Consider the following 3,433-nt stretch of genomic DNA (forward strand, 5'->3'; position numbering starts at 1 on the left):
TTTATCATCACACATGTATCCGGAAAGATATCCATTATCGAACTGCATACCTTCGACTACGTCGATCTCCGTCTTCATGGTCTTTGATTCTTCAATCGTAATAACGCCGTTCTCTCCGACTTTTTCCATTGCATCGGCAATCATCTCACCGACTTCTTCATTACCGGAAGAGATTGCAGCTACTTTTGCAATATGATCCTTCCCAGTAACAGGATGGCTCATTTCTTCAATTGCCTGTACAGCCACATCTGCTGCCTTCTTCATTCCTTTTCTTAAAACAATGGCATTTGCCCCTGCTGCGATATTTTTCATTCCTTCTTTTACAAGTGCCTGTGCCAGAACTGTAGCTGTTGTTGTTCCATCTCCTGCAATGTCGTTTGTCTTGGTAGCCACCTCTTTTACAAGCTGTGCGCCCATATTTTCAAAACGATCTTCCAGTTCGATCTCTTTTGCAATGGTCACACCATCGTTTGTAATTAATGGTGCACCGTAAGATTTATCCAGTACAACATTTCTTCCTTTTGGCCCCAATGTTACCTTTACTGTATCTGCCAGTCTGTCTACACCGGCCTCCATCTTTTTTCGAACATCAATATCAAAACTAATCTCTTTTGCCATGATAATTTCCTTCTTTCAACACTTTCTATTTCTCTACAATTGCCAGAATATCGTCCTGACTTACAATTTTATATTCTTCGTCGCCAATTTTTACTTCTGTTCCGCCATATTCGGAAAGAATGACTTTATCTCCTTCTTTTACCTGCATGGGAACTTTCTGTCCGTCTTTACATTTTCCCGGACCAACTGCGATTACTACAGCTTCCTGCGATTTTTCTTTTGCGCTGTCTGGCAGAATGATTCCTGATTCTGTCTTTTCTTCAACATCCTGATACTGAAGAACTACTTTGTCACCCAATGGTTTTAATTTCATATGAATAACCTGCCTTTCTTTTGTTAGCACTCTTGCTTGTTGAGTGCCATCGTGTTTCGCAAAAAATATGTTTCTCGCGAAACATGTTTTATTTTTAAATTATTTATTTTTAAAGTATTATATCATCTGTATTTCTCTTGTCAATAGGTTTCCAAAATAATTTAAAAAAGATGCGAAGCACCTTAACCATTACTTTGCATCTTTTGATCATCTAAATTAATTCATTTATATTTTTCCTGATTTTTTCCGATACTTCCCGAAAAACCTTCAATTCTTCTTCCGACACACCTTTTAAAATCATCCCGTTCATTGCTTCCCTTCTCTTCGTCATTTCTGTTACCAGATCCTTCGCATAATCAGATATTTCATAATGAATATATCTTCTATCATTCTTATCCGGTATCGCAATAAGATAATTTCTCCTGCAGAGACTGTCAACTGCCTGCGAAATATGTCCACGGTTCATCATCAACTGATGGTGGATATCCGTAGAGGTATTATGTGTTCCGCATTTTGACAGGAAGTATAATATCTCCAGTTCTGCTCTTTTCATATCATATTTTTCTCGTAATTCAACGCTCTGTTCCTCTAACAGCTTTTTAAACTGTCCTCCCTGCAATATGATATCAATTTGTGTATCCATTTTGTTCAGCTTCTTTCAATGTTTTTTTCATTCTATCACAAGTTTAATAATTCGTCACCATTTAATTTTAAACGACTTTTTTGTTTCCTCTTAATTAATGATTAACATCTGGAATCTATTCCGCTGAATCTAATATCAGTAATTATTTTATTTCGCAAAGTTCACAAAATCTTCACACAATTATTAGCACTCTCTATTGACGAGTGCTAATTCATATGTTATATTACACATAGAACAAAGAAAGAGAATATGATTTTTCTTCCTGATATTCATAAATCAACACTTCGGGTTTCTCCGATAGTGCAAACTTTAGTTTATGTCATGAAAGGAGATATGACTTATGTTAATGCCTAGTATTTTTGGAGAAAATTTATTTGATGATTTTATGGATGATTTTGCTTTTCCGGACATCGATAAAAAATTGTATGGAAAACATGCTCCCCATATCATGAAGACTGATGTGAAGGAAAAAGACAACGCTTACGAAGTGGCAATTGATCTTCCTGGATTTAAGAAAGACGAGATTCAGATCCAGCTTGAAAACGGTTATGTAACTGTAAGTGCAGCAAAAGGTCTGGATAAAGATGAAAAAGATAAGGAAGGAAAATATATCCGCCGCGAGCGTTATACCGGAAATGTAAGCAGAAGCTTTTATGTAGGAAATAATGTTCAGAGAGAAGACATCCATCCGAAATTTGAAAATGGTATTCTTTCCTTTACTGTTCCAAAAGAGCAGAAGGCAGTAGAAAACAACTCACATTATATTTCCATCGAAGGTTAATCTCAAACGGGCAGGGAATAAAACCCCTGCCTGTTTTAAAAGCCAAATGCAATCGGAAAAGAGGTTTTTGATATGAGTAAAACGACATCAAGAGTATTATGGATTTTAGCCGGAATCTTTCTGATTATAACCGGGATCGGATGTTTGAGGAATCCCGGAAAAATTCTTTATGGTCTTCCCATTATCTTTGGAGTTTCCATGATGTTTTCCGGCATTATAGATATTGTGATATTTGCAGCCGGTCATGATTATATGGCAGGATCTGGCTGGTTTCTTGCTGACGGCATTCTAACCGTACTGATGTCTTTATTCATTTTGGGAAATGGATGGTTTACAGCAATGACTATTTCCTTTATTTTAGGAATGTGGCTGATTTTTTCAGGTATCACCAAACTGGTTAATTCCTTTGACCTTCAAAAACTGGGAGTAAAGGGCTGGGGCTGGTTTACAGTACTTGGAATCCTTCTGACTGTGATTGGTTTTCTGTCATTCACACATCCATTTGCAAGTATTGCAGCTATGGCCTGGGTAATCGGATTTTTCCTGATCCTACAGGGTATTGTATCTGTCATGCGTGGATGCTTTTCCAATCGCTTCTGGATGTAAAATATAACAAAAAATAACATTGCCAAGGAGGAAAAAAGGCACCTCTTCATATAGATTCGGCTGCATACAAAATTGTGTGCAGCCTTTTTTAACGAATGCCTAATTCCAAAAACAATTTGAATATTCTTGTGCGATGAAATCGCACTTCCGGAAATCTGGAAATCAGATGTTTGGGAAGTGGAAATCATCTTATGCGAGTTTACTCGCGTAATGTTTTATTGCTAACTTCCCATGTTTTTCCTACTCAAACCAAAACGCGCCATCAATCACATGCTTTCTGCCAACTGTTCCTGTGTAATATTCTTTTCTTTTCGAAGCTCTTTAAGAAAACTTCCAACTTTTTCTTGTTTCATTTTGTTCCTCCTCGTATAATAAGTTTGTAAGCAAGAGAAATCACTTACAGACTTATTTCTTTTTATGGTATAGAGGTAAGGACATCTAAGAGGTATTCCCCTCATCCCATTCCCATCTA

General features: G+C 36.9%; 5 protein-coding genes and 1 pseudogene. 2 read left to right on the plus strand and 4 right to left on the minus strand.

From position 1 onward, the window contains the following. The 3 genes from ACTNES_RS20075 to ACTNES_RS20085 form a co-directional block, all read right to left on the minus strand. On the minus strand, positions 1-618 hold a 618-nt coding region (locus ACTNES_RS20075; protein ID WP_441040496.1), incomplete at its 3' end, for a TCP-1/cpn60 chaperonin family protein. A 25-nt stretch (positions 619-643) separates the two neighbouring features. Then, positions 644-931 carry a co-chaperone GroES gene (locus tag ACTNES_RS20080; protein WP_347379337.1) on the minus strand — a complete coding sequence of 96 codons (288 nt, stop codon included), beginning with the start codon at positions 929-931 and terminating at the stop codon, positions 644-646. Positions 932-1,142: 211 nt separating this feature from the next. Continuing rightward, positions 1,143-1,574 carry a MarR family winged helix-turn-helix transcriptional regulator gene (locus ACTNES_RS20085; protein ID WP_154433057.1) on the minus strand — a complete coding sequence of 144 codons (432 nt, stop codon included), beginning with the start codon at positions 1,572-1,574 and terminating at the stop codon, positions 1,143-1,145. 340 nt (positions 1,575-1,914) lie between these two features. On the opposite strand from ACTNES_RS20085, the gene ACTNES_RS20090 reads away from it, so the two are divergent. Both ACTNES_RS20090 and ACTNES_RS20095 read left to right on the plus strand, forming a co-directional pair. Beyond that, positions 1,915-2,355, plus strand: coding sequence for an Hsp20/alpha crystallin family protein (locus ACTNES_RS20090; RefSeq protein WP_262655201.1), 441 nt, complete (start codon positions 1,915-1,917; stop codon positions 2,353-2,355). Positions 2,356-2,427: 72 nt separating this feature from the next. Continuing rightward, the gene (locus tag ACTNES_RS20095; RefSeq protein ID WP_441040497.1) at positions 2,428-2,961 is read left to right on the plus strand and encodes an HdeD family acid-resistance protein; all 534 of its coding nucleotides are present in this window, start codon (positions 2,428-2,430) and stop codon (positions 2,959-2,961) included. A 266-nt stretch (positions 2,962-3,227) separates the two neighbouring features. Here the strand turns inward: ACTNES_RS20095 and ACTNES_RS20100 are convergent. Continuing rightward, positions 3,228-3,433: pseudogene (locus ACTNES_RS20100) on the minus strand (hypothetical protein); the annotation flags it as partial.

This window comes from Blautia sp. HCP3S3_D9 (genome assembly GCF_052063845.1).
Classification (GTDB): Bacteria; Bacillota; Clostridia; order Lachnospirales; family Lachnospiraceae; genus Blautia_A.